Here is a 15,133-nt window from a genome sequence, read left to right as displayed (position 1 = left end):
CGGTCACACACCCAGGTTGGAGATCGTGGCGGACAGGGCCCCGGTGACGACGCCGGAAGCGGCGGGCACCAGCAGGTACTTACGGCCCTGGAGCGCTGTTCCCGCCCTCAGATGCTCGCGCAGCACCAGGAAGTGCGAGTTGGAGGATGTGTTGCCGAACTCCTCGACCACGGAAAGCGACTGCGGCATGGGCGCATCGAACTCGGCCGCGCCCATGGCGTTGACGTACTCCACGAACCGCGTGCCCACCTGGTGCTGGACGATGTAGTCGAAACCCTCGTCCGCGAAGGTGCGGCCGTGCTTCGCCAGCAGATCTCCGTGGAACGTGGGCCACAGCCGCAGCCGGTCCCGCTTGTGCATCTGCTTGTTGTCCGTGTAGAGGGCTATGCCCTCGGTCCTGTCGCTCGGCATGCCCAGGCACAGGTGGGAGTACTCGGAGCAGGTCATGAGGTCCACGTAGTGGATCCGGTCCGCCTCGTCCTGCGACTCATCGACGATCACCGCGACCGCGGCGTCCCCCACCGAGAGCGACGCGAACTGCGGGTCGTAGGAGTCGGTGATCTCCGCCGCCGCCGTCTCGGCGACCCGGGTGTTCTGCTCGCCGCTCACCACCATGCCGGTGCGCACGATCCCGGCCCGGACCATGCGGTCCAGCAGGTACACCCCAGTCATCATCCCGGCGCAGGCGTTGGATATGTCGAAGTGAATGGCCGAGCGGGCGCCGAGTTCGGCCGCCAGCTGCCCGGCGAAGGACGGCTCGAAACAGAAGTCCGACCCGTCCTTGAAGCGTGTGATCGACGCGTTGATGATCACGTCCAGATCCGCCGCGTCGTACCGGGACTTCTCCAGGCAGTCGCGGGCGGCCTTGAGCGCGAGCCCGAACGAATCCTCCTGGGCCTCCGGCCGCGCGTCGTAGACCCGGCGTTCCGCCACCCCGGTGATCCCTTGAAGGTCGAGCTCCGGGACGCCGGTGACCCGGGCGACGAGATCCGGGGTGGACAGCACAGTGGGGGGCAGGAAAGCGCCTAATGCTTCCAGACGGCTGCTTCGGGTGGGGGGTGTCATCTTCGTTCCTCTTTCGTGTACGTGAACCTGACAATAGGTGAGGCACGGCACGTAACCTTGCGTAACCAGTGGTGATGACGATCACTGAATGAGGAATCCAAGGGCGAAATCAAGCCGCTTCCAGGGGTGGTGCGCGACGCGCCAGGTGTGATCGAGTCGGGCCAGCTGCAGCGCACGGTGATCCGTGCCGGTTTGCGCCTGCGGTACCTTCGACTGGCTTCGGCGCCGGACGAACGAGACCCGACAGCGACCCCAGAGAGTTACCTTGACGACCGAAAACGAAGAGTGGGCTCTGCGTTCAGCGAGTCGTATCCGGACGGCTCTCTCGCGGGCGCCGATGGTCGTCACGCAGCCGCGGCCCCTCACAGCCGTCTGGATATCCGGGGCGGGCATCGCGCTGTTCGGGCTGGTCGGCGCGAGCGCGCCCAACCACAACACGCTCAGGACACCGATCACCTGGCTGCGCTTGCCGGCCATGTCCGGCACCGTCTCCTCGGCGGTCACCTACACGGCCATCGTGCTGTCGTGTCTTGGAACACTCCTCATGCTCAACGCACACAGGCGGGGCTGGAGTCCCCACTCGCGGCTGCTGTTCCGCGCCGGTGCGCTCGCGGTGCTCGTCGTCGCCAATCTCACCCCGGTCGGCTCCTCCGACATGGCCAGCTACGCCGCGTACGGCCGTATCGCAGCGCTCGGCGGTGATCCGTATGTGACGACGCCCGCCGAGCTGGGAGGCGCCTACGCCCATCTGGTGAGCGAGGGGTGGCGGAACACCCCGTCCGTGTACGGGCCGGTCGCGACGTGGTGGCAGGCCGCCGGTGCGTTCGTCGGCGGTGACCGGCCGTGGCTGACGATATGGGCGCTGATGCTGGCCAACGCGGCCGCGTTCGTGGGCACCGGCTACCTGCTGATACGCACCGCCGACGATCCGGTCCGGGCGGGCCTGCTGTGGATCGCCAACCCGCTCCTGATCGGCGTGCTGGTCGCGGGCGGGCATATGGACACCCTCGTCGCGTGCCTGGCCGTCTGCGCCATCCACCTCGTCAGCCGGGCCGCCCGACGGCACCACGACCTGGTCGCCGGAGGGCTCGTCGGCCTGGCCTGCGGTGTAAAGATCAGTACCGCCCTGCTCGGCGTCGGACTGGCCTGGCCGTTGCTGCGTTCGGGCGCCTGGCAACGGGCGGCCCGGGTGACCTGCGCGGCCACGCTGACACTGGCCGTCCTCTACGGCGTTTACGGCCTGCACGCCCTCGTCCCGCTCTCCACGGCCTCACAACTGGTCTCCACACCCTCGTTGTGGGCGGTGTTCGACCAGTTCGGCACGGAGTACCTGGGCCGTCGTACGACCGAGGCCGCCACCAGTGTCCTGTGGCCGGTCCTGATGCTCGCGCTGGCGTGGGCATTCCACCGCCGCGTCCCGGCGAACACTCCCGCCGTCGTCGCCGTACCGTTCGCGCTCACCTTCGCCTGGGTCCTCACAGCACCGTGGACGATGCCCTGGTACACGGCTCTGGCCTGGGCATTGGCAGCCTTGTTCCACCAGGGCCGCCTCACCCAGTACCTCACCGTGACCACCGGCGTGCTGGCCCTGTCCCACAACAGTGGGGGACATGGCTGGACGTTGTGAGAACCCTCGGTCCCCTGGCCCCGCCAGGGGACCGAGGAACGTCCCTTTCACCCCCCGTTGCGCACCGTGGGACGAGGCGTCCGGCCCCAGGGTGTGCAGTGGTGGCCGCCCGCGCTGGGCTCCCAGCAGGCACGCACCTCGGTGGGTGAGCGGGCGGGGAGCATGTGCGTGACGACGAATCGATCGGTTGAAGCCTCGTCGATGACGGTGGCCGTCTCGGCACGGTCGGCGCGATCCTGCACCTTCACTCGGTCACCGACGGAGGAGTGGGTGATCCGTGCCCAGGCGGCAGCGCAGTTGGCGCTCATTCTGAGCTCCACCTGGCTCGGGCCGATCCGCAGTTCGGCGTACGAGGCCGCATCCACGTCACACGCCATCGCGCCCGCCTCCCGGCCCTCGCACTGAGCACCCCGGCAACCGACGGTCAGCGGGACCGGCTTGAACGGCTCCGTCCCGGCAGACCGCGCGGTGTCCGGCGGCGGGCCGAAGAGCTGGACGCAGGCCCAGACCGCTGCGGCCACGACCGCCGCCACGATCATCCCGAGACGGATCCGGCGGGTGGCCACGGAACGGTCCCGGGGGCCGGAGACAGGAGCCTGCGCGGCGGTGTCCTGCGGGGCGGGGTTCGCCGGCGTGCCCGCGCCGGTCACGGGTTCGGCGTCACGCCCACTCGACCGGGCCTCGGCCTGCTCCCACAGCGCCACCAGCCTCTCGGTCGGCTCGCCGGCGAGCCGACCGAGCATTTCGACCGCGTCCCGGGGAGGCAATTTCGCCCCGCCCAGGTAGCGGTCCCATGACGACCTGCTGTACGGCGTCCGGGCCGCCAGGGCGGTCAGGCTGAGTCCGGAACGGTCCTTGAGCTCCCTCAACACCCCCACCAGATAGGCCGTCTGCGGATCGAGGTCCGAGGGGAGCGGCCGCCGGGCGGAGCCGCTCACGCCCGCAGCAGGGCCCAGGTCTGCGGGCCCACCTTCCCGTCGACAGCAGCGCCACCGACGCGCTGGAGTTCCTCGACGGCCTTTTCCGTGTGCTCACCGAAGAGACCGTCGATCCGGCCGGGGGAATGCCTGTGGTAGGCCAGTAAACACTGCACCTCGACCACCTGCTCGCCGCCGCTGTTCAGCACGACGAGCGGATCGGACGCACTGTGGCCCGCAAGGAGACGGCCGTTCTGCCGGGTGTAGTGGCAGGCGAAGCCGGAGGGCCGTACGGCCGCGCGGGTCTGCTGCTCCTGCCCGGACGGTGCGGATGCCGAGTCGTCACGCGCGGTCATCCAGCCTGCCACGGCCAGCACGGCCAGCGTCGAGGCCGTGACGACTGCGATCGCGACCGGGCGCCAACGGCTCGGACGGCGTTGGTCTTCCAGGCGTTCGGGGGCCTGGTGCCGCGGTTCGGCCTCCGGTTTCACTTCCGGCCGTTCCTGCGAGCGTGCGTGCTCGGCCAGTTCCCACAGGGCCAGCAGCTGTGCCGGGTCGGCGCCGGACACCCTGCCCATGGCCTCGACGGCCTGACGCGGTGGCAGCGCCCTGCCGTTGAGATACCGCTCCCAGGACGACCTGCTGTAGGCGGTCTTGGCCGCCAGAGTCGCCGTACTGACACCCGTCTGGTCCTTGAGCTCCCGTAGGCGGACGACCAACCGGCGCACTTCCGGTTCGAGTTCGTCGGCCAACGGCTTCCACTGTCCCATGCTGTCCCCCTGGAATGCGGCGGTCCCTTTCACAACGATGGCGCACGAGCCCCGGTCCGGTACGCGCTTTTCCGGGCCCGTTTTCGGTCATCAGCGGGCGACCCGCGTCCCAGAAATGCGTCAGCGGTCATCAAAGAACCGCAGGTCAGGGCCTTGGCGTCCCGCCTTTGCCCGTCGTACCCCCATGTCCTGTCTCCGGCCCCGTCTCCCCCGGCACGATCGGATCACCACCCCGCGACCGGTCCGTCCGCCGGCCGTGTCCGGGGTTCACTTCGACAGGAGATCCATGACCACACGAAAGAGCCGCCTCCTGCTGTACGCGGCGGCAGCGGCGTTGAGCGGCGGCCTGATGGCCGTACCACAGGCGCAGGCGCAGGCCCGGTCGACGGAACTTCCCGCGGCCCGGCCGAGCGCCGATCACACGACGGCCCGGGCCGCGGCCGGCAACTACAGCTATCTGGAGTTCAAGAAGGGGTCGAATCCGCAGAACTCACGTCTGTACTTCGTCTATGTGCAGGCCTCCGACCCGGACCACCCCCGCACCCACACCCTCGGCAGCTGGCGGGCGGGCTCGGGCAACGGCAGCAAGGACACCTGCGCGAGCAACGCCGGATGGCTGCCGAACGGCACCTACACCATCAAGGCCTTCGACCCGCATCACCACGGGGGACCCCATGGTGTCAACGGCATCGCCTGGTACATCGGCGACCACAAATGCCACAGCGGCCGGTGGCGCACCGATTTGTTCGTCCACAGCGAGATGCTCCCCAACGGCAGGGCCGGCAGCTCCGAGCCGTACCGGTGGGACGGCGACAGCGACTACAAGTCGAACGGCTGCATAAAGCTCAAGCCCTCCGACATCCGCGCACTCCGGGATCTCCAGGCCGGCCACCCCAACCCCCGCACGCTCTACGTGCACTGACCCCGGTGTCCCCAAGGAGGCCATGAACGTGATCAGCAACCGCTCGAAAGCCACCACCGCCGCCGTGGGACTGGCACTGGCCAGTGCTCTTCTGTCCGCTTCCCCGTCGAGGGCTGTCACTGCCACCGCCACCGCGGCCGACGTCCGTTCCACCGTCACGTGCGACTACTTCTACGGTGACCGACCGACTATCTCGTTCGGGAGTTCGGGACCAGCCGTCGCACAGGCCCAGTGCGAACTCAACGACGTCATCGGCGCCGGCCTCAGGATCGACGCAGCCTTCGGCAGCGCGACGAAGAGCGCAACCAAGAAGTTCCAGGCGAAGTGCGGGCTGGCCAGGGACGGCGTCATCGGCCAGAAGACATGGGCCCGCCTGAACGACGCCTACTACTACCACGCCCGCTGCTGATGGCAGCCATCACTCCGACAGTGCCCTGAACGACAGGCAAGGGAAGGCGTGAACACGATGAACCTCAAGCGATCCGTGAGCCTGGCCACCTCCGCCGTGCTCACGGCCGTCGGACTGGCCGCACTGGCCGCCCCCGCCGCCCACGCCGACGAATGGGCGTGCACCTACCCGGCGGTGTGCTTCTTCAAGGGCTACGAACGCACCGGGTCCTTCGTCGACATCACCTCCGGCTGGCAGACCCTGACTTCCAGCAGGAACGCCACCGGGGCCTGGAACACGCGCAACGACGACGGGGTGCTGCTCCACTTCACCAACGGCAAGACGCGGTGCCTGCGACCGGGTGACTCGCGCAACGATCTGCGCTCCATCGGCACCGTCGACAAGATCCGGATCATGGACAGCCCCAGCTGCTGACAGCCCATCGCTTCACGACCGGGGGGACGGGGGGAAACAGGGGCCGGCCGTCGCGAGACGGCCGGCCCCTGTTCAGGCCCTGACCTTCCGCACTGCTCGCGGAGCGTCGCACGGCAGCCGGCGTCGACTACCTCTCCTCGTCGGTGTCCTGCTTGGGCGTACGCCGACTCTGCAGTTCGAGCCGGCCGTTGCCCTGTTCGGGTCGGCCGCCGGTGTTCTGGCCGTCCTGGCTGTTCTGGCCGTTGAGGTTCTGCCGGACCGAGTCCAGGATCGTCAGGCCCTGGGCGACCAGGCCGGCCGCGATCTCACCGAGACCGTCCGCACCGTTCAGGACGTTGACATTGGCACCGGAGAGGCCCCCCGCGGCCTCCTTCACGATCTGCGGGAGCTGGTCGATCAGCATCCGGTCGAGGGCGACCCGGTCGTGCGAGGCCGCGGCCTCCGCCTGGATCTTCATGCGCTCCGCCTCGGCGATGGCGAGGATACGGACCCGCTCCGCCTCGGCCTCCGCGGGCTTGACGACCTCGGCCACCAACTGCTGCTGCCGCAGCTTGGCCTGGCGCTGCGCCAGCTCGGTCTGGGCGGCGAGCACCTCCTGCTGGGCGTGCGCCTGGGCGAGCGGTCCGGCCTGGGCGGCGTGCGCCTGGGCGCGGTCCACCTCGGCCGAGTACTCGGCCTTCACCACCGCGGTCTGCCGCGCGTACTCGGCCTGCTTGCGGGCCGCGTCCTGCTCCGCCTCGGCCGCGGCCTGGTTGGCCTGGGCCTGAGCGATCTGGGCCTGCCGCTGGATGGCCGCCTTGTGCGGCGCGGACATCGCGTCGATGTAGCCGGTGTCGCCGTCGTCGATCGACTGGATCTGCAACGAGTCGACGATCAGGCCGATCTTCGCCATCTCGGTCTTCGAGGTGTCCAGCACCTCGGCGGCGAGCTTCTGCCGCTCGGTGACGATCTCCTCGACCGTCATCGAGCCGATGATCGCGCGCAGATGGCCGGCGAAGATCCGGCCGGTCAGGACCGACATCTGCTCCTGGTCGGAGAGGAACCGCTGCCCGGCGTTGATGATGCTCTCGGTGTCGTTGCCCACCTTGAACGCGATCACGGCGCGGACGTGCAGCGCGATGCCCTGCCTGGTCACGCAGGTCTCGGTGACCTCGGACTCGCACATCGACAGGGTGAGGAAGCGGACCTTGCGGAAGACGGGGAGCACGAACTTGCCGTGCCCCGTCACCACCCGGAACGGCGCGCCCCCCAGTCCCCGCCGTCCTCCCGAGATCAGCATCGCCTCGTCGGGGGCGGGAACGCGGTAACCGAACATCCTCTTCTCCTTAGCCGGCGTCGGCGGCATCGCCGCGCAACGTGTCCAACGGATCGCTCCACTCGATGACGTCCACTTCACGGCGTCCACGGGAATCGATCACGAGCACTGTGGCCCCGGTAGGCAGGGGCTCTTGCGACCAGGCGAGGAAGGTCTCGGAGCCGCCTCTGACCCGCACCAGGATCTCGCCGGGACCGGCGGATCCACGCGTGCCGATGAGCAGTTCCCCCGTGCAGCCGATCACGGCCTCGTCCTGTGCCATTGCCGACTGCCTCCCACCGTTCTGGTCCTGTGATTCCGATCGTTCTGGTCCTGTGATTCCGATCGTTCTGGTCCTGTGATTCCGACCATAGACCCACCCGTGACAGGCGCCTACACGGCGGTCGAGCCCGGCCTTCCACGCGGTGTTCCACCGGCACAGCGGCATCTCGCACCGGCACTCGCACCCTGTGCAACGCCTGCGCTGCATCGAGTGACCGCCGCCGGCACCTGGCAGACCGAAGCCCGACAGCCGGCCGAGCACCTGGACCTCCCGGCCGTACGCGCCCACGTCCGGAGCTTCCGGGGCACGTCCGCCGCCTTCCAGGGGCGGCTGGAAGAGGCCCGTGCTCTCCACGAGGCCGCCGTCGATGCCCGTACGGGCCTGGGCCAGGAGCCCGAAGCGATCTTCGGGCTCTTCCAGCCGACCCTTGTCCAGAGCCGGCTGGGGGACCACCTCGCCGAACAGACCGGCAGGTCGGCCCTCGCCATGACGGAGGCGCACGGTGACCGATGGGGGCAGGCACAAGTGCTGTGGGCGCTCGCGCAGGCCGCACCGGAGATCAGGCAAAGCGTCAACGGCCACATCGGGGTGGCGCCGAATGTGGAACTGCCGGCCTGGGCCACCGCGGCCGACGGCGACCAGCGGCAGGCGGCGCGCCTGCTGGGAACCGTGGGCGTCCTGCGGCGGGACGCGGGCACCACCATCGCGGCGTTCGGCCCGCATTTGGCCGCGGACCACACGCGGTGCGCGGAGGCAGTTGCCCGCGCCCCTGGGGCCGGACGGGTACCGCGAGGCGCTCGCCGTGGGTGCCCGCCACGACACCCCCGCCCGGGCCAGTGCCTGCGCCCCGGGCGCCTGCGCCCTGACCGCCTGCAGGTGCCCTGGGCGCCTGCAGGCGGTCATCGTGCACCGGCACCGACACCGCCGCTGCGCCGGCTGCCCCCGCACCGGCCCCGGCCCCGGCCCTGCCCACCAGCCCCCTGACCCGCCGGGAGCGGGAGCCGGCCGCGCTGGTGGCCCGGGGCAGGAGCAACGGGCAGATCGCCTCCGCACTCGCGCTCTCAGCGCGCACGGTCGACGGCCACGTCCAGAACATCCTGGCCAGGCTCGCCTTCGTCTGCCGCAGCCAGGTCGCCACCTGGTGGACCACCGACCAGGCACCTACCCCGCAGGGCCCGCGGCTGCCTTCTCCGGCACCGGCCAGGGACCTTCCCGGCGGCCTTCGCCTCGCGTCAGCGGCTCAGCCGGGCGATCGACAGCGTGGTCGTGGTCGGCGAGGACCCGCCCATCGGCCGGCTGTAGTCGGGGGTGGCCCGGGCAAAGGCCCACACCAGGCTGCCGTCAGGCAGGACGGCGATGTCGCCGGCGATCCGGGCGTTCACGACCTGGTCCGCAGTCACGGTGTTGCCGGACCAGTCGATCACCCGCAGATGGGTGCCGGAGAACTGTCCGGTGCAGGTGCCGTCCTTGCAGGACGCACCGGTGATGCTCTCCCAGGAGACCAGCAGTCGGTCCTTCCCGTACGGGGCGATATGGACGTTCACATGGTCCGTGCCCGGCTGGTCGGTCAGCAGTACCGGTTTGCCCGCCGGGGTCGAGCCGTCCTTCAGGAAGGCGACCGCCACCTGGTGAGTGGCGGTCCGCGCGGTCACCGACCAGCCGCGCCCGCTGCTGTCGGCGCTGTTCTTGACGGCCGAGGCGGCACCGCGCGATGCGAACGCCGTCGCGTACCGTCCCGAGGAGGACTTCACCAGATCGCCCGCGTTCCCGGGGAACGTACCGCCGCAGTAACCGGCCCAGCACTGCTCCCGCTGCACCACCGGCGCCTCGTCCGGCGCGCCGATCCCGGTGCTGACGAACAGCCCGGAGCGCCAGTCGTCGAAGCAGAGCGAGGTGAAGGGCCTGGATGCCTCCGGGTACAGGGCGATGCCCTCGTTGTGGCTGCACCCCCAGCCCCAGCCGCCGGACATGGTCCCACCGGACGCGCTCACACATAGGCGAGCTTGTCGCCGTAGTGCCCGTCGGCGAAGCCGCCCGCACCGTGCACGACGAAGTACGCGCCGTACATGGTCCCGTTCCACTTCAACTGACTGTCCAGCACCGGTGCGGTGTCATTGCTCGCGGCACCGGTCAGCTTGGTGCTGAAGGCCTGGGCGCCATTGCGGTAGCGGAACAGGGCGGCCGCCGTCTCTCCCCACTTGTTGCTGTCCGGAACCCTGGTCAGCAGTGCGAACCCGTCGTCATGCGCAACCAGCCCGCCGACCTCCTTGGCACCGGGCACCACCACGTCGGGGCCGTGACGCTCCAACGAACCCGACAGCGTGGTGACATGGACCCCGTCGGCCGCCGGCCAGGCCACCCGCACCGACCCGTCCGGCGCGGCCTGTGTGTCGACACGGGTCCACTCCGGGGCTTGGTTGTAGCCAGGAGTCTGGTAGGAGAAGGCGGTGGGCAGGCTGATCTTCGAGATCGTCAGCCCCCGCGCGGCCGAGCTGCCACCGCCGCCTGCCCGAGCTGACGGTGAGGCCGGCCGCGCACTCGGCGAGGATGCCGCAGAACGAACGGCCGTTGCACCCGCACCGAGACATGCCCGGCCTGCAGACCCAGCGCCCCGACCAGCTCCGCCCGGCTCAACTCCCCTGCGGCCTCCAGCCACCACAGCGACAGCAGCTCACGGTCGTCCGCGTCCAGCCATCGTGTGGCCGGCACCGTCTCCCGCCGCTGACCGGACAGTTCAAGCTGCAGGATGGTCAGATCGACGAAGTCGGCGCCCGGATCAGCGGCGTCCAGCGAAGCCTCGAAGGCCTCACCGTACGCCGTCGGCTGAGCCTGACGGACCCGCCACCGGTCGCGCACCTGCCGCATCGCGATCGCCACCAGCCACGCACGGAACGCGGACGGATCACGGAGATCGCCCAGGCGGTCGACCGCGCGTATCAGCGTCTCCTGAACTGCATCGTCCACATCCTGGCGCCCGTCCAGGGCGCGGCCGACGATGTTGTAGACCAGTGGCAGACAGCCGGCCAGCAACTCGTCGAGAGCTCGTCGATCCCCGCTCTGCGCCGCCACCAGCGCCCGGTCGGCACGCCCGTCCCGCTCCGCAGCTCGCATTCCGCGTTCCCCTGCTCCCTGCTCGGCATCCGCGTCCTCCGCGGGCGCACATCCTTTCCGATACACAGGAGACGGCCTGCGGTGCGCCCGGAAAACACAAATCAGCGAAACGGTTTCCCTGTGCGGTCGGGAGCCTCGGACCCAGCAGGCGCTCTCCGACGGCGAACGGCGGTGGCTGAGCGGCAACTTGAGCTCCGCCCGGGTACAGGTCCGAGGAAACCGGGGTCGCCTGCAGCACGTGGCGTGACACTGCCCAGGGTCCTTGACAGCAGGGGGTAGGGGGTCCAACGTTCCTGGGAGTACGGACTGTTGACCACGCTGTCGCCTCTCGCCCCGCTCGCTCCGTACCACCCCTCGCACCATCGGCCATCGTCCGCGGCCGGGCACGACCCCACGCGCGCAGGGACGTTGAGACAACGTTGTCAAGCGCACGCGCGAAGTTCCCTCGTCCAGGTCGATCAGCCTGCCCGTCGAAGGGGAGGGTCACGATGGCAAGACCGGCAAGACTGAGCAGACGGCACGGACTCGGTTCGTTCCTGCCCGGCGCCCGCCCGCAGTTCCGCCCGCTGGCCATGCTGGCTGCCGCCGCCCTGGCGGTGGCCGCCACATCCGCCCCGGCGCTCGCCGGGACCGCCGCGCCCGCACTGGTCACCGACCCCGCCTCACTCGTCAACCCGTTCATCGGCACCTCGCACGCCGCCGACGACTTCCCCGGCGCCGACATGCCGTTCGGGATGGTCCAGTGGAGCCCCGACACCACCCCGCACCGGCCGGACGGCGGTGGATACGAGTACAACGACTCGTCCATCACAGGGTTCGGCCTGACCCACATCGCCGGGCCGGGCTGCCGCGCCGCCGGTGACATCCCGGTTCTGCCGACCGTCGGCGCGGTCGACACGGGCGCCACGGTCGGTTTCTCGCACGCCAACGAGTCCGCCGCCCCCGGTTCGTACACGGTGTCGCTGGACAACGGTGTCAAGACGGAGTTGGCCGTCACCGCCCGCAGCGGCATGGCGCGCTTCACCTTCCCGTCCACCAGCCAGGCGAATCTCCTCTTCAAACTGGCAGCCAGTCAGAACGGTGACTCGGCCACGCAGTTCCAAGTGGCGAACGACAGGGAAGTGAGCGGCCAGGTCACCAGCGGCAACTTCTGCGGCGAGGGCAACGCCTACACCGTCTACTTCGACATGGTCTTCGACCAGCCGTTCAGCAACAGCGGTACGGCAGCGGCCGCCGCCACGCCCTCCACGCCCAGGACCAATGTCCCGCCCAGCACGCCCGAGGCGCCCAACAAGCCGGTGCTGCACGGTGCCGTTCCCCGTACGGCACACACCTTCACGCCCCAGGCGAGCGGCTCCGACGGCTATGTCACGTTCGACACCACCGGCCACCGAGTCGTCCAGGCCAAGGTCGGTATCTCGTACGTGTCGGCCGCCGACGCGGTGGGCAACCGTACGGCGGAGAACGCAGACTGGAACTTCGCCGGGGTACGCGGCGCGGCGTACAGCACCTGGAACTCCCTGCTGGGCCGGGTGCGGATCGCCGGCGGGACGACCGACCGGCAGACCGTCTTCTACACAGCGCTCTACCACGCGCTGCTGCATCCGAACGTGATCAGTGACAGCAACGGCCGGTATCCCGGCTTCGACGGCACCGCGCACACCGTCGACCCGGGTCACGGCGCCGCCTACGCCAACTACTCGGGCTGGGACGTCTACCGCTCGCAGGCCCAGCTCGAAGCCCTCGTCGCCCCGCGTGTCGCCTCCGACACCGCGCAGTCGATGGTCGACGACTACCGCCAGACCGGACGGTTCCCCAAGTGGTCGGAGAACAACGGCGAAACCTACGTCATGGTCGGCGACCCCGCGGACGAGATCATCGCCGACTACTACGCCTTCGGCGCCAGGGACTTCGACACCGCCACCGCGCTCAAGGGCATGATCGCGGAGGCGACCGACACCAACAACAACCGACCGGGGCTCAACTATCTGGAGCAGCTGGGCCGGCTGCCCAGCAACGGCAAGTACGGCTGCTGCAACTTCTACGGCGCGGCCTCCACCACGCTCGAGTACGACTCGGCGGACTTCGCCGTCTCCGCTCTCGCCGGAGCCCTCCACGACACCGCTGATCAGCACCGGTTCGCGGACCGGGCGCAGGACTGGCAGAACCTGTTCGACTACGGCAGCGGATTCATCCAGCCGCGCGACGCCTCGGGTACGTGGACCTCGGGATTCTCGCCGACCTCGGGCAAGTACTTCGTCGAGGGGGACTCCTGGCAGTACACGCCGATGGTGCCGTTCAACCTGCATGGACTGGCCACCGCCATGGGCGGCGACACGGCCATGGCCAGGTATCTCGACACGGTTCTGTCCTCCCTGACCGGCGGCAGCGGCTACACGGACCTGGGCAACGAGCCCAGCCTCAACATCCCCTGGGAGTACGACTACATCGGCCGCCCGTACCGGACGCAGAAGGTCGTCCGGCAGATCCAGGACCAGATCTGGACCGACAGCCCGTCCGGGCTGGCAGGCAACGACGACCTGGGCGAGATGAGCTCGTGGTACGTGTGGTCCGCCCTCGGCATGTATCCGGAGACCCCCGGCACCGCCGATCTGGCGCTGGGCAGCCCGCTCTTCACCCAGGCGGTGATCACCCTCCCGTCCGGCCGCACCCTCACGATCAACGGCACGGGCGCCGCGGACGACGCTCCGTACGTCCAGTCGGCCACGTGGAACGGCACGGCGTGGAACAAGGCACACGCCCCCGCCGACGCCCTCGGCGGCGGCACGCTCACCTACACGCTCGGCACCTCCGCCAACACTTCCTGGGCATCGGCCGCCTCCGCCGCACCGCGCTCATACCCGGGTTCGCCCACCTACACCGACGTCGGGACGTCCAGCGACTCCGCGACCTCCTCGGCCAACTTCGACGGCGCGGGTAACAGCTACTCCGCGAACGCCCTGTCGGCCGTGGGAGTCACTGGCGGATCGAGGATCACCGTTGACGGGGCCTCGTTCACCTGGCCCGACGTGGCACCTGCCACACCGGACAACTACGAGGCGAACGGCCAGACCGCACGGGCATCCGGCTCCGGCAGCATCTCCTTCCTGGGTGCCGCCAACAACGGCCCCTCCTCCGGTACGGCCGTCGTCACCTACACGGACGGCACAGCTCAGTCGATCACCGTGCACTTCTCCGACTGGACACTGAACGCCGGCGCCTCCGCGCCGCTCCCCGACAACACAGTCGCGGTGACCACGTCCTACCGCAACCACGCCGGTGCTTCGTCCGACAACGTCAAGACGTACGTGTTCGCCACGACGCCGGTGGCACTGGCCGCGGGCAGGACGGTCAGCAGTGTGCGCCTGCCCTCGGACGTCGGCTCCGGAGGACTGCACGTCTTCGCCATCGGCTTCGGCACCGGCGGAGCCCCCGCGGCGATGCGGAGATGACCCGAGCCGGTCGGAGGCCATCGCTCTGGAGCGGATCCCGATGCGTGTGCTTCCGAACGCGGACGGGGCCGCGGTTTCCCGCGGCCCCGTGCTGCATGCGACGTGGGTCAGGACACACGACGACTATGAGGGCCGACGGCGAATGCCGTGCAGCTTCTTGGCCGACCTCCGGTACCCTGGCGCCATTTTCGACTGATTCCGAAGGAAGCGCCTCATCGCATGGACATCTCCGCCACCTTTCATCTGACCACCCGTGAGTACCGCGGCGCGATACGCAACTCACCCACCGTTCGAGGGACGTTGATCATCTGTGCGCTGATGGTCATGGCTGGTCTGGTCAGCCTGCTGTCGGACCGTCCGGCGATGATGCTCTTCTACGTCGGTCTGGGGTTGCCCGTGTTCTTGGAGGTGGTCGTCCGCCTCTCGGCTCGCAGATCCGCCGCACTGTTCACTGAGCCGTGGACGGTGCGTGTCACCGAGGAGGCCTTCGCTTTGCGGACACCGGTCAGCCAGGCCGAGATCGGCTGGAACGCGTACCGCGAAGCCTGGCAGCGCTCTGGATTCTGGTACCTGCGGCAGCTCGGCGGAGCGTCCAGCTTCGTCCCGAAACGGGCTCTCGACGACGCTCAGCAGGTCGAGCTTGCCGAATTCTTCGCCCGTCGGCTGCCTCCGCAGAAGATCCGCTGGTACAGCCCCCGATCCTGGCGGTAGGTCATACGGCCCGGCCATACGGCCACCGTACGCACCGCGAAAGCTGACGCCCACCTTGTCGGGGGGGGGGGGGGGGGCCGCGCCCCCCCACCCCCCGCGGGGCGGGACGGCGCCGCGGGCGGGTGGGGGGGGGGGGGGAGCGGGCGGGGGGGGAGGCC

Annotated in this window: 15 protein-coding genes and 2 pseudogenes; 8 read left to right on the top strand and 9 right to left on the bottom strand. The window is 69.6% G+C overall.

Features of this window, described 5'->3' with window-relative positions:
• Positions 1-3: 3 nt before the first annotated feature.
• Complete coding sequence (locus tag ABT186_RS35445) at positions 4-1,005, bottom strand: 3-oxoacyl-ACP synthase III family protein (RefSeq protein ID WP_351928551.1); 1,002 nt, start codon at positions 1,003-1,005, stop codon at positions 4-6.
• A 141-nt stretch (positions 1,006-1,146) separates the two neighbouring features.
• Complete coding sequence (locus tag ABT186_RS35440; RefSeq protein WP_351228835.1) at positions 1,147-1,569, bottom strand: hypothetical protein; 423 nt, start codon at positions 1,567-1,569, stop codon at positions 1,147-1,149.
• Here ABT186_RS35440 and ABT186_RS35435 point away from each other — a divergent pair.
• Complete coding sequence (locus tag ABT186_RS35435; protein WP_502973427.1) at positions 1,457-2,692, top strand: MptA/MptB family glycosyltransferase; 1,236 nt, start codon at positions 1,457-1,459, stop codon at positions 2,690-2,692. The genes ABT186_RS35440 and ABT186_RS35435 overlap by 113 nt on opposite strands.
• A gap of 47 nt (positions 2,693-2,739) precedes the next feature.
• On the opposite strand, the gene ABT186_RS35430 is transcribed toward ABT186_RS35435, so the two are convergent.
• Together ABT186_RS35430 and ABT186_RS35425 are read right to left on the bottom strand one after the other, a co-directional pair.
• Positions 2,740-3,630, bottom strand: a complete 891-nt coding sequence (locus tag ABT186_RS35430; protein WP_351928549.1) for a helix-turn-helix domain-containing protein — start codon at positions 3,628-3,630, stop codon at positions 2,740-2,742.
• Positions 3,627-4,379: a helix-turn-helix domain-containing protein gene (locus ABT186_RS35425; RefSeq protein WP_351928547.1), complete on the bottom strand. Its 753-nt coding sequence runs from the start codon at positions 4,377-4,379 to the stop codon at positions 3,627-3,629. The genes ABT186_RS35430 and ABT186_RS35425 overlap by 4 nt, the downstream gene beginning before the upstream one ends.
• A 286-nt stretch (positions 4,380-4,665) precedes the next feature.
• On the opposite strand from ABT186_RS35425, the gene ABT186_RS35420 reads away from it, so the two are divergent.
• The 3 genes from ABT186_RS35420 to ABT186_RS35410 are packed head-to-tail and all read left to right on the top strand — an operon-like array spanning position 4,666 to position 6,124.
• Positions 4,666-5,301 carry a hypothetical protein gene (locus tag ABT186_RS35420; protein ID WP_351235956.1) on the top strand — a complete coding sequence of 212 codons (636 nt, stop codon included), beginning with the start codon at positions 4,666-4,668 and terminating at the stop codon, positions 5,299-5,301.
• 22 nt (positions 5,302-5,323) lie between these two features.
• Complete coding sequence (locus tag ABT186_RS35415; RefSeq protein WP_351235954.1) at positions 5,324-5,710, top strand: peptidoglycan-binding domain-containing protein; 387 nt, start codon at positions 5,324-5,326, stop codon at positions 5,708-5,710.
• A 57-nt stretch (positions 5,711-5,767) separates the two neighbouring features.
• The gene (locus ABT186_RS35410; RefSeq protein ID WP_351235952.1) at positions 5,768-6,124 is read left to right on the top strand and encodes a hypothetical protein; all 357 of its coding nucleotides are present in this window, start codon (positions 5,768-5,770) and stop codon (positions 6,122-6,124) included.
• Positions 6,125-6,251: 127 nt separating this feature from the next.
• On the opposite strand, the gene ABT186_RS35405 is transcribed toward ABT186_RS35410, so the two are convergent.
• Together ABT186_RS35405 and ABT186_RS35400 are read right to left on the bottom strand one after the other, a co-directional pair.
• Positions 6,252-7,439: a flotillin family protein gene (locus ABT186_RS35405; RefSeq protein WP_351235950.1), complete on the bottom strand. Its 1,188-nt coding sequence runs from the start codon at positions 7,437-7,439 to the stop codon at positions 6,252-6,254.
• 10 nt (positions 7,440-7,449) lie between these two features.
• Complete coding sequence (locus ABT186_RS35400) at positions 7,450-7,701, bottom strand: NfeD C-terminal domain-containing protein (RefSeq protein ID WP_351235948.1); 252 nt, start codon at positions 7,699-7,701, stop codon at positions 7,450-7,452.
• 210 nt (positions 7,702-7,911) lie between these two features.
• Between ABT186_RS35400 and ABT186_RS35395 the strand changes: the two genes are divergently transcribed.
• Together ABT186_RS35395 and ABT186_RS35390 are read left to right on the top strand one after the other, a co-directional pair.
• Positions 7,912-8,685, top strand: coding sequence for a hypothetical protein (locus ABT186_RS35395; RefSeq protein ID WP_351928545.1), 774 nt, complete (start codon positions 7,912-7,914; stop codon positions 8,683-8,685).
• 29 nt (positions 8,686-8,714) lie between these two features.
• Positions 8,715-8,780: pseudogene (locus ABT186_RS35390) on the top strand (hypothetical protein); the annotation flags it as partial.
• Between the two features lie 153 nt (positions 8,781-8,933).
• On the opposite strand, the gene ABT186_RS35385 reads toward ABT186_RS35390, so the two are convergent.
• From ABT186_RS35385 to ABT186_RS35375, 3 genes and pseudogenes are all read right to left on the bottom strand, one after another.
• Entirely contained in the window at positions 8,934-9,671 is a 738-nt protein-coding gene (locus tag ABT186_RS35385; RefSeq protein ID WP_351928543.1) for a hypothetical protein, read from the bottom strand.
• 17 nt (positions 9,672-9,688) lie between these two features.
• Complete coding sequence (locus ABT186_RS35380; RefSeq protein ID WP_351928541.1) at positions 9,689-10,066, bottom strand: hypothetical protein; 378 nt, start codon at positions 10,064-10,066, stop codon at positions 9,689-9,691.
• A gap of 200 nt (positions 10,067-10,266) precedes the next feature.
• Positions 10,267-10,812 (bottom strand): annotated as a pseudogene (locus ABT186_RS35375) (RNA polymerase sigma factor); the annotation flags it as partial.
• A 488-nt stretch (positions 10,813-11,300) separates the two neighbouring features.
• On the opposite strand from ABT186_RS35375, the gene ABT186_RS35370 reads away from it, so the two are divergent.
• Together ABT186_RS35370 and ABT186_RS35365 are read left to right on the top strand one after the other, a co-directional pair.
• Positions 11,301-14,264, top strand: coding sequence for a lectin (locus ABT186_RS35370; protein ID WP_351928539.1), 2,964 nt, complete (start codon positions 11,301-11,303; stop codon positions 14,262-14,264).
• A gap of 219 nt (positions 14,265-14,483) precedes the next feature.
• Positions 14,484-14,975, top strand: coding sequence for a YcxB family protein (locus ABT186_RS35365; protein ID WP_351928537.1), 492 nt, complete (start codon positions 14,484-14,486; stop codon positions 14,973-14,975).
• Positions 14,976-15,133 lie beyond the last annotated feature (158 nt).

Origin of the sequence: Streptomyces sp. NPDC001634, assembly GCF_040298185.1 — a bacterium.
Lineage (GTDB): Bacteria > Actinomycetota > Actinomycetes > Streptomycetales > Streptomycetaceae > Streptomyces.
The sequence above is the reverse complement of the archived record's forward strand: the minus strand, read 5'-3'. Positions and strand labels throughout refer to the sequence as shown.

Coding starts and splice junctions, on each gene's coding strand:
- ABT186_RS35370 (WP_351928539.1), top strand. CDS start 11,301: ATGGCAAGACCGGCAAGACTGAGCAGACGGCACGGACTCGGTTCGTTC.
- ABT186_RS35405 (WP_351235950.1), bottom strand. CDS start 7,439: ATGTTCGGTTACCGCGTTCCCGCCCCCGACGAGGCGATGCTGATCTCG.
- ABT186_RS35425 (WP_351928547.1), bottom strand. CDS start 4,379: ATGGGACAGTGGAAGCCGTTGGCCGACGAACTCGAACCGGAAGTGCGC.
- ABT186_RS35365 (WP_351928537.1), top strand. CDS start 14,484: ATGGACATCTCCGCCACCTTTCATCTGACCACCCGTGAGTACCGCGGC.
- ABT186_RS35410 (WP_351235952.1), top strand. CDS start 5,768: ATGAACCTCAAGCGATCCGTGAGCCTGGCCACCTCCGCCGTGCTCACG.
- ABT186_RS35400 (WP_351235948.1), bottom strand. CDS start 7,701: ATGGCACAGGACGAGGCCGTGATCGGCTGCACGGGGGAACTGCTCATC.
- ABT186_RS35420 (WP_351235956.1), top strand. CDS start 4,666: ATGACCACACGAAAGAGCCGCCTCCTGCTGTACGCGGCGGCAGCGGCG.
- ABT186_RS35385 (WP_351928543.1), bottom strand. CDS start 9,671: ATGTCCGGCGGCTGGGGCTGGGGGTGCAGCCACAACGAGGGCATCGCC.
- ABT186_RS35415 (WP_351235954.1), top strand. CDS start 5,324: ATGAACGTGATCAGCAACCGCTCGAAAGCCACCACCGCCGCCGTGGGA.